Source organism: Streptomyces morookaense, from assembly GCF_013030945.1.
Taxonomy (GTDB): domain Bacteria; phylum Actinomycetota; class Actinomycetes; order Streptomycetales; family Streptomycetaceae; genus Streptomyces; species Streptomyces morookaensis.
In genome coordinates, this window is the sequence record NZ_JABBXF010000146.1 from 1 (window position 1) to 8,211 (window position 8,211).

Consider the following 8,211-nt stretch of genomic DNA (forward strand, 5'->3'; position numbering starts at 1 on the left):
AATACGTGCGCAACAACCGTCTTCCGGAGCCTGTCATACGCGTAAAACAGCCAGCGCTGGCGCGATTTAGCCCCGACGTATCCCCACTGTTCGTCCATTTCCGCGCAGACGATGACGTCACTGCCCGGCTGTATGCGCGAGGTTACCGACTGCGGCCTGAGTTTTTTAAATGGCGGAAAATCGTGTTGAGGCCAACGCCCATAATGCGGGCGGTTGCCCGGCATCCAACGCCATTCATGGCCATATCAATGATTTTCTGGTGCGTACCGGGTTGAGAAGCGGTGTAAGTGAACTGCAGTTGCCATGTTTTACGGCAGTGAGAGCAGAGATAGCGCTGATGTCCGGCGGTGCTTTTGCCGTTACGCACCACCCCGTCAGTAGCTGAACAGGAGGGACAGCTGATAGAAACAGAAGCCACTGGAGCACCTCAAAAACACCATCATACACTAAATCAGTAAGTTGGCAGCATCACCGGAACTTCAAAACTGCGCAAAACACGCAAATACGCACAAGAAAGTAGGGCTGCGCTTGGAATTCGGAAAATAAACCACATCAAAACTACTTTTTAGCCAAATAACGTTTGGGAATCACCAGAATGGTGGGACAACAGCGGTTTTAGTGCCCTAAATCGTACGTTTTCATCCAGTTGCCCCTCAAACCCCATGTTCAAGTCAGAATAGTGGACAGGCGGCCAAGAACTTCGTTCATGATAGTCTCCGGAACCCGTTCGAGTCGTTTTCCGCCCCGTGCTTTCATATCAATTGTCCGGGGTTGATCGCAACGTACAACACCTGTGGTACGTATGCCAACACCATCCAACGACACCGCAAAGCCGGCAGTGCGGGCAAAATTGCCTCCGCTGGTTACGGGCACAACAACAGGCAGGCGGGTCACGCGATTAAAGGCCGCCGGTGTGACAATCAGCACCGGCCGCGTTCCCTGCTGCTCATGACCTGCGGTAGGATCAAGCGAGACAAGCCAGATTTCCCCTCTTTCCATGTCAGATTTCCTCCTGACCAGTCGCCGGTGCATCCAGCCATTCTCGTTCTTCAGCTGATATTTCAGCATTCGGATCACACTGTGCCAGTAGCTCAGCCAGTGAATATTGCGGGCGTCTGTACGGCTCAACAATCAGCCGGCCATTATCAATGACCATGCCAACTTCATTATCTGTGCCCAGAGACAGCGCATTCAGCAGTGCCGGTGGGACGGTCAGCATAACTGAGCCGCCAACCCTCTTCAGTCGGGTGGTATGCATTCTTCACCTCCATAAAAGTTATATTTAAATATAACATCCACTAAAAAAACACACCAGGCTTTAACGCACAATGTTTAATAAAAATATAACTTTCAACCAAACAGTAAACCCAGCGTGGTTGCTTCCATATGCAGCAATACCGGCAGCAGCAGGCCACCACTTCTGATCCTGGCCACTGATGTAATCAACCCCACCAGGAACAGTTCTGCCAGTGTCAGCAGGTTCTGATACTGGCTGTGCGCGGCGACGAACAACAACGACGTTATCAGCGCCCCCAGCCACATCGTCCAGCAGTACCGTGAACGGAAGACGTTCAGCATAATCCCCCGGAACAGCGTTTCCTCATTCAACGGGGCAAGGATAAAGATGGTCAGCAACGTCAGGATCACGTCAGGTATGGACTTATCGGCAAAAAGTTTCGTCATAAATGGCTCAGCAGGCAGAGCCAGCGCCTTACCGAGCAGAAATACACCGACATACACCACGGCCATCGCACCGACCAGCCACGGTACGCCAACGTTGCGCAGCTGACCAACGACCGGTAGCGGAGCTATCCAACGGCGGTATACCAGGAAAACACACAGCAGGTACATCAGAACAGTACCATGACTGAAGAACAAATAGTTTTTTCCTGATCCATAAAGCAGAACGGCCTGCTCCATGACAAATCTGGCTCCCCAACTAATGCCCCATGCAGCCAGCATAACCAGCATAAACTGCAGATATTGATTACGTGTTTGAATCATTGCATCGCCTGTAAATTTTTAACTTGTCCTATTTTTGTCATTACCACGTATATACACATGTATAACAATTCAGATATCGTTACCAGGATATGCCGCATCAGCGGCATGGAAGGCGGCACTCTGTTGTTTCATATGATACAGGAGTAAAACCGCCGAAGCCCGGCGTAAGCCGGTACTGATTGATAGATTTCACCTTACCCATCCCCAGCCCTGCCAGACCATACCCGCTTTCAGCCATGAGAGAGCTTCTGTGCGCGGTCGGAGTGGTCCCGACGAGGGTTTACCCGAAGTCGGGGCGTATCTCCGCGTTAGCGGGCCGTGAGGGCCGCTTACGAGCGTGTACTGAGAACTTCCAGCGAGAAGACTGACAGCGATGAAGATGTAGTTACAACATTCATAATTAAAAGCGACTCTGTTCCGGCCCTTTGGGCCGGGGCGGGGCCGCTTTTCAGTTATGAGGGAGGGGCTTTGTGGTTTCGGTTCTGCGCTGGACCGGGGTTTTTCTGGAGGTTGTTTTTGTGTGTTGTAACTAAAGTGGCTCCGGTCGGGGCCCGCCGCTTGCGGTGGGAGGTGCATATCTGTCTGTCCACAGGACAGGCAGTGAATAGGTTTTCTTTTTAAATGAATGTAATTAAGTAGTTTAAAGGAGATATAAACAGGTGTTTAAAAGATACATTGCACCCTGTAAGACTGGCGGCTGGCGCTTTATGACATGAACGGTTGTAACCTTATGGGGAAGTCCCTTGCAGTTAAATGTGGATAAGCAAAATTCCCCGTCGCTGAGGCGCATTTTGTATTAAAAACAGGGGGAACCGGATGCTCCAGAAGGTGGATAGTGAGGTTGTTTTTTGTATGTGGTGCTGATTTTTTGTTCGCTGGCAGGCTTCAGGCGTGCGAATGCCTCCGGTTCGGGCCGGATTATTCAGAAGAGGTCACTTTCAGGGGGAAGCTGTGGCCAGCCGGCTGTAATTGCGGTTACGTGACAGAATCATGCGCTCCTTCACACGACGCTCCACTTCACGTTTTACCGCCTCACGACTGGCAGTGAAGCGCCCTTCCGCGATTTCGCGCGTCAGCTGCCGTTTCACCAGGGTGATAATATCCTGACGTTCCCTGTCCGCATCACGACGCGCACGGGCACGCTTTATTCCCCGGGACTTAAGCTCTGTCTGGTAACTGCGGAAACGCTCACGAACAAAACGCCAGGCTTTCGCTATCAGTTCATCCATGCCCAGGGTATCCAGCCCCTGCTTTTTGCGTTGTCTGTTTTCCCATTCCACACGGCTGCGGCGTGCGGAAGCCACCGCCACCTCAGACACATCGAGAGCGGCAAACAGCGCCGGTGTGAACGTGATATCGGTCGGAATGTTGCAACCAATAAGCGGGTCATATTCCGTCTGGTAGGTAATCAGACCCAGCTCAGCCAGGGACGTCAGGGCACGGGTGGCACGGGTGATGGAGAGTACTCCGGCATCAGACTCCGTCGCCAGTCCACACTCAATGGCCAGCGTGGTGATGGAGCACTGGACACGGTTGGCCAGCGGATCATAGTGAAAACAGAGCCCCTGCAGCAGCGCATCAATAGCCCGACGACGCAGTACCGGTGGCATGCGCCGACGCAGACCACGCGAACGGGCATGTGCCACATGAATGGCGAAATCAAAACGGGAGGTGAAGCCTACCGCCTTTTCCATCAGTTTTTCGCAAAACTTCAGCGTTCCGGCACCTTCACGGGGTGTAAACACCGGATTCGGGTTCTTTACCTGGCGGTAATAAGTTTGTTGAAGATCAGTCACACCATCCTGCACTTATGTTGCACAGAAGGAGTGAGCACAGAAAGAAGTCTTGAACTTTTCCGGGCATATAACTATACTCCCCGCATAGAGCAACAGCTTCTATGCAGTTTCTTGTTAGCCCCGGTAATCTTTCTGACTCGCCAAAGTTAAAGAAGATTATCGGGGTTTTCGCTTTTCTGGCTCCTGTACATCCACATCAGAACCAGTTCCCTGCCACCTTATGGCGTGGCCAGCCACAAAATTCCTTAAACGATCAGCAATCTATCACGCACACCACAAACAGGCAAGAATGTGATGTCGCTACATTTTAGTTAGCTGAAAGCACTCTTCTGCTTTATCAGTTCAGCAATCATCTCAGCCTGAGTAACACCTTCAGCGTCACACATCTCCTGTAATTGCGCTTTTAACGCAGCAGGAATGAACACTCTGAGTTCTTTATGTGTGGCACGTTTTCTTGCCAGAGATGCCTGCTGACGTTCTGCAAGCGTCAGAGGATTACCTTTTCGGTATGCTCGCTTTGTACCTGATGAGGAAGTCACTGCATTTTCTGTCTGCGACATCTCGCCTCCTCAATTCTCAAACAGGGATCGTTTCGCAGAGGATACTACAGTTTTTTGAAATCAGCGACTTGAAAGTTGTGATGATGATCTGTGTTGGCGCACAAATCATGTCTGATTACGACCGTTTAATGTGATTTTGATGATGAAATGACTGAAAAACAGGAAATGCCTTAACCTGGATGCCGGCCCCGGGCGGGACCGGCTGTTTCTGGCATGTCGGGTGTCTGCCCCTGAAATACCTCACACTTCCGGAAAGCGGGGACTTCCGTCCCCGCCCGGCAGCTTACTTCCGTGCTTCGTAGGCCAGAGTTACCTGCACCACTGTATTTCCCCTGTGAATATTCAGTTCACATAACCGTTCCCTGAATATCAGTGAAAAACACAATACCGTGGCACACACGGCGAGCAACCCGATAAGGGCATATTTCGTCATAAACTTTGACCTCTCTGCAAAGAAGAGGCTACAATCAGTAGTGCTAAGTACTTCATGCAGACCTCACGAGTTAATGGATTAACGAGTGGGGTCTTCGCATTTCTGGTACCTGCGTCTTGCCTGAACCAGAAAGGCTCAGACACCCGCCGCGATAATACCACATTCCTGTCTGGTTACGACGACCTCCATGCCCCTGCTTTTTATTGCAGAAACGCCGGGAGCGGGGAAAACTTGCTTTTTCCCGTTTCCGGGGTTGGACAACTGAGCAACGCGAAGGCGTCAGTGTCCGGAGTTCTGCCACATATCAGTAACTCCCGTACCACCACTCATCGTCGCTTTTTTCCAGAATAATGGTGATACTCCTGACGTCGTCCGGCAGTATTTCCCGGCAGAATCTGGCCGGAAGCGTAAACGTGCCCGAAGACAGCCTTACCCCTTCTTCATAGGAGTCCGTCAGTTTCAGCCTGATTTTCCGGATTTCTGAATCAAGTTCAGCAATAATAAATTCCTGCTTCCCCCGAACGGCAACCGTCACATAACACCCGGCAGAGCCTGAGTCTGTTCGTCTTATCGATAACCGGGTCTTGCTTGCATATCTGTACGGCGCTTTCTGTCTTGTCATGGAAATAAATGCCATTATTGATTTTCGACCTTTCTGTTTTTATAAATAAAATAAATATCATTTTATTCTGGCAGTCTTACCAGATGATTTTATTCCCCTGAATTTTCATTACCCCGCGACGGACCAGTTCATCCCGGATACCTCTGGTCAGGACATCACGCCATTCACCGCGCATCTGTGATTTTAAATAATTATTAAATGTCTTTTCTGTTACCGGCATATTACGAACCTCCCGCGCTGCCTGTTGAATTTTGTTTGCCCACCGGATAACGATATCCATGTCGGGTGCAGCCATCTTTACTGATGACGCCTTATCCGGGGAGACGCGACGGCAGCGAATCCCGCGCGCCTGCAGTGTCCGGACAATACCGTCATATCCCTTGTCAGCGGAAACAATATGGTATTCCTTCTCCGGCCCGTAGTGGCATACACACTGCCCCAGCTCCAGCACCAGATGAAAATCAACATTGTTCCGGGAGACTTCACTGACATGCCGGAGTGTGATTTTTACTGCTTCAGGGAAAGCGTTTACTGGCAGTGCCACATTATTCTGTTTCGCACCCGCGAATATAATTAACTCCGTATATATATTTAAGGAAATTTCTGTCAGGTTACTGCAGTTCTCGTAATCGATAAAGGCAATCACCTGTTGCTTCTCTGATTTTCCGGTCGCCATTTTCTCTTCCTGATTAACAGACTTCACAACCAGATAAAAGAGTCATAAATAACACTTAACATCGCCTGATATTAACAGCCGGGCAACGTGATGTTATTATTTTGCTCTCCTTACTGAATGCATTTGTCCCTGACAGGACAACACTGACCGTCACATGACGGTCTTTTTTATCCATCTGACAGTTTATGGTCACAAAAAACATTCTGACAGATATTAACCACGTAATGACTGTGTATTATCTTTCTTCCCGCAACCTCCCGGCATTAACCGGTGGTAGCTTCACAGGGTTGATGTACAGAGCATTCATTCAATGTCAGTAATACGCTATGAATGATTTTTGGCCTCCTTTGCTCAGGGGAAGTCTTTTTTTTGCCGTTTTTTTTCATTATCTCCGTCGCTGACAGCGTTCGGCTCTCTGCCGTGCAAACTGCTGCCAGTCTGTACGGGGAGCAACACGGGCAGCCAGGAGCCACGCTTCAGCGGCCTCCTTCCGGAATCCCCTGACCTCCAGGCTGACGGCACGGCTTCCGGCACGCTGCCAGCGCCAGACCTGACCGTTCCGTGAACTGTTTCTGAATCCATTCATCTTTATCACTCCTCTTTAACCCGTCAGTATTATGGTGTTAAATAATCTACTGAATTGGCTTCCTTTCGGGTACGGAAGTTATTTCCTTTTAAGCCTTATTTCCCTGCCTCCTCTCTGATGGAGGCTTTTTTTTATTTCTCATCAAGCACGGCCTGAAGTTCTGCCTTTATCCGGTTCTGGCGGCGGATTTTATCCAGACGCGCTGCCGCATACGCTTCCTCCTCCTGAGAAATATGCTCCGTCACATACCCTTCCGTGTCATACCGGCAGGCACCGGCTTTCATGGCACACAGATAGCTTTCTGAACGGGTGATGGCCTTCAGCGCCCTGCGCAGTTTTTTATGCGAGAGCGGGATATTCCGCTGCGCCACGTCTTCCAGTAACACGTCCCGGATACCGCAGGCCAGAAGCCGGGGCGTGTCACCGTCAAACAATCCCGGCCACCAGGGTTTCAGGGTATTCACGGCCTCATCCAGCGTGGGCAGATTCAGATAAATGGACAGTGCCTGTCTGGCCTGCGCTTTTTTTGCCGCCAGCTCTGCTTCCCGGGCTGCTTTCTCGGCCAGCTTCTGCTTTTTCACCTTCCACTTTGGTGGCGTGGTGACATTGATGATGGTTTTCCGCCTGCGGACAGGCGTCTCCCCTTCCGTTTTCCGCTTCAGTGTCAGTACCGGTCGCTTCTGCTCTGTCATGCTGTGTTCTGCCTCTGACGAATCATCCTCTTGCGGTCAAAGATACCACACCCGTCACAGCGCCAGAACGCCCAGCACAGCCAGATGACAGGCGTAGAATACCGGGAAAAAATCCCCGGGCCAGAAACGGGGTAATGATTTTCCTGCACACGACACCAGACCAACGGTCAGCACCGTCATCACAAGACCGGCCACCGCCGCTGCATCACTGGTGGCAAGGTTAAGCGCCGGAATAACAGCCAGCAGGCAGGCGACCAGCGCCAGACGTTCCGCTCTGTCTTCCGCCCGGTACAGCCGGTGGCTGACTGCCAGCATCAGCAGCCCGGCAATGCCGTAACTGGTGCCGGACAAAGGCCCCCACAGCGCCATCAGAAGAATGGCCGCTGCTGTACGCCACCCACTGCGCGTTTCACACCACGTCAGCACCTGTGCCGCCACTGCAAAGGCAAACAGGATATTCCCCTCATACCAGGGAAAGCCTGCCAGATAATATGCGAACTGGGCAATAATCCCCCATCCCCACAGCCGGTTAATGGCCGGTTGCCGGATATGCGCATGACGGGACAGATTCAGCCCCCACACCAGGGCAAACAGCGGAAAGGCTCCACGCCCGGCCAGAAACATCCATTCCTGCTTCAGCTGGAATATCAGATTGATGTGGTCCAGTACCATCAGCACCAGTGCCACCGTTTTGATGATATCCCGCTGTCCGGGTGACCAGACCAGCAACGACTGCAACCAGGTATCGGTCCGGGCAGCCAGTGAATCGTTACGTGTCGTGTTCGTGTTATCCGTTGTCATCAGCGTTTGCCTTCCGGCACTGTTGCAAATAGTCGGTGGTG

The 8,211-nt window shown here is 51.4% G+C and carries 12 protein-coding genes and 1 pseudogene; all 13 read right to left on the bottom strand.

Annotation, left to right across the window (positions count from 1 at the left end; translation table 11 throughout):
• Positions 1 to 418, bottom strand: a pseudogene (locus tag HG542_RS36570) (IS1-like element IS1B family transposase); the annotation flags it as partial.
• 248 nt (positions 419 to 666) lie between these two features.
• Positions 667 to 999 carry a type II toxin-antitoxin system toxin endoribonuclease PemK-mt gene (gene pemK-mt / locus HG542_RS36575; protein WP_000439434.1) on the bottom strand — a complete coding sequence of 111 codons (333 nt, stop codon included), beginning with the start codon at positions 997 to 999 and terminating at the stop codon, positions 667 to 669.
• Between the two features lies 1 nt (position 1,000).
• Positions 1,001 to 1,258 (bottom strand): type II toxin-antitoxin system antitoxin PemI, encoded by a 258-nt coding sequence (gene pemI, locus HG542_RS36580; protein ID WP_000557619.1) that lies wholly within the window; start codon positions 1,256 to 1,258, stop codon positions 1,001 to 1,003.
• A gap of 92 nt (positions 1,259 to 1,350) precedes the next feature.
• Positions 1,351 to 2,004 (bottom strand): CPBP family intramembrane glutamic endopeptidase, encoded by a 654-nt coding sequence (locus tag HG542_RS36585; RefSeq protein WP_000616807.1) that lies wholly within the window; start codon positions 2,002 to 2,004, stop codon positions 1,351 to 1,353.
• 189 nt (positions 2,005 to 2,193) lie between these two features.
• On the bottom strand, positions 2,194 to 2,580 hold the full coding sequence (locus HG542_RS36590; RefSeq protein ID WP_012311408.1) for a replication-associated protein RepA4: 387 nt from the start codon (positions 2,578 to 2,580) through the stop codon (positions 2,194 to 2,196).
• 362 nt (positions 2,581 to 2,942) lie between these two features.
• Complete coding sequence (repA, locus tag HG542_RS36595; RefSeq protein ID WP_032495102.1) at positions 2,943 to 3,800, bottom strand: incFII family plasmid replication initiator RepA; 858 nt, start codon at positions 3,798 to 3,800, stop codon at positions 2,943 to 2,945.
• Complete coding sequence (gene tap, locus HG542_RS36600; protein WP_001375168.1) at positions 3,793 to 3,867, bottom strand: RepA leader peptide Tap; 75 nt, start codon at positions 3,865 to 3,867, stop codon at positions 3,793 to 3,795. Before tap ends, repA begins: the two co-directional genes overlap by 8 nt.
• A 244-nt stretch (positions 3,868 to 4,111) precedes the next feature.
• Positions 4,112 to 4,360, bottom strand: coding sequence for a replication regulatory protein RepA (locus HG542_RS36605; protein ID WP_000083837.1), 249 nt, complete (start codon positions 4,358 to 4,360; stop codon positions 4,112 to 4,114).
• Positions 4,361 to 4,643: 283 nt separating this feature from the next.
• The gene (locus HG542_RS36610; protein ID WP_001312851.1) at positions 4,644 to 4,793 is read right to left on the bottom strand and encodes a Hok/Gef family protein; all 150 of its coding nucleotides are present in this window, start codon (positions 4,791 to 4,793) and stop codon (positions 4,644 to 4,646) included.
• A 304-nt stretch (positions 4,794 to 5,097) separates the two neighbouring features.
• Positions 5,098 to 5,415: a hypothetical protein gene (locus HG542_RS36615; RefSeq protein WP_153449145.1), complete on the bottom strand. Its 318-nt coding sequence runs from the start codon at positions 5,413 to 5,415 to the stop codon at positions 5,098 to 5,100.
• 76 nt (positions 5,416 to 5,491) lie between these two features.
• Entirely contained in the window at positions 5,492 to 6,118 is a 627-nt protein-coding gene (locus HG542_RS36620; protein ID WP_015059023.1) for a PIN domain-containing protein, read from the bottom strand.
• Between the two features lie 690 nt (positions 6,119 to 6,808).
• A complete protein-coding gene (locus tag HG542_RS36625; protein ID WP_000139328.1) occupies positions 6,809 to 7,369 on the bottom strand; it encodes a fertility inhibition protein FinO in 561 nt (186 codons plus the stop codon).
• Positions 7,370 to 7,423: 54 nt separating this feature from the next.
• Positions 7,424 to 8,211 (bottom strand): conjugal transfer pilus acetylase TraX (gene traX / locus HG542_RS36630; protein ID WP_498063298.1); only part of this gene is annotated, 788 nt, incomplete at its 5' end.

Bases quoted from the DNA above. Each gene is read 5' to 3' on its own strand.
- HG542_RS36605 (WP_000083837.1), bottom strand. From the start codon at position 4,360: ATGTCGCAGACAGAAAATGCAGTGACTTCCTCATCAGGTACAAAGCGA.
- HG542_RS36625 (WP_000139328.1), bottom strand. From the start codon at position 7,369: ATGACAGAGCAGAAGCGACCGGTACTGACACTGAAGCGGAAAACGGAA.
- HG542_RS36610 (WP_001312851.1), bottom strand. From the start codon at position 4,793: ATGACGAAATATGCCCTTATCGGGTTGCTCGCCGTGTGTGCCACGGTA.
- HG542_RS36590 (WP_012311408.1), bottom strand. From the start codon at position 2,580: ATGCACCTCCCACCGCAAGCGGCGGGCCCCGACCGGAGCCACTTTAGT.
- HG542_RS36615 (WP_153449145.1), bottom strand. From the start codon at position 5,415: ATGACAAGACAGAAAGCGCCGTACAGATATGCAAGCAAGACCCGGTTA.
- pemI (WP_000557619.1), bottom strand. From the start codon at position 1,258: ATGCATACCACCCGACTGAAGAGGGTTGGCGGCTCAGTTATGCTGACC.
- pemK-mt (WP_000439434.1), bottom strand. From the start codon at position 999: ATGGAAAGAGGGGAAATCTGGCTTGTCTCGCTTGATCCTACCGCAGGT.
- HG542_RS36585 (WP_000616807.1), bottom strand. From the start codon at position 2,004: ATGATTCAAACACGTAATCAATATCTGCAGTTTATGCTGGTTATGCTG.